A 412-nucleotide genomic window follows, 5' to 3' on the forward strand; every position below is an offset into this window, starting at 1 on the left:
ACCCTCGACAGCATCAAAGGTGAGGGCTGGACCGCCATTGTGGCCGATTTGCGCGGCGAAATTCTGTTGAGCAAAGGCGATAAGCAAGGGGCCCGTGCGGCGTGGGAAGCTGGCGTGAAAAGCGATGCTTCTCCTGCGCTCAGCGAAATGATGCGTATGAAAATGAATAATTTGTCCATCTGAGAGGGACTCGATGCAATTGCGTAAATTACTGTTGCCAGGGCTGCTTTCCGTTACCTTGCTGAGCGGGTGTTCGCTGTTTAATAGCGAAGAAGATGTGGTGAAAATGTCACCGCTGCCGACGGTAGAAAACCAGTTTACGCCGTCCACGTCCTGGAGCACCTCGGTTGGCGATGGTATCGGCGAATTTTACTCTAACCTTCATCCGGCCTTTGCCGACGGCGTAGTGTAT

General features: G+C 53.2%; 2 protein-coding genes. Both read left to right on the forward strand.

Features of this window, described 5'->3' with window-relative positions:
• The coding region (locus JNB88_RS33205; protein ID WP_220359173.1) for a tetratricopeptide repeat protein at positions 1-183 on the forward strand (183 nt) is incomplete at its 5' end.
• Between the two features lie 10 nt (positions 184-193).
• On the forward strand, positions 194-412 hold a 219-nt coding region (locus tag JNB88_RS33210; protein WP_220359174.1), incomplete at its 3' end, for a hypothetical protein.

The organism is Rhizobium cauense (assembly GCF_019511525.1).
GTDB classification, from domain to species: domain Bacteria; phylum Pseudomonadota; class Alphaproteobacteria; order Rhizobiales; family Rhizobiaceae; genus Rhizobium; species Rhizobium cauense.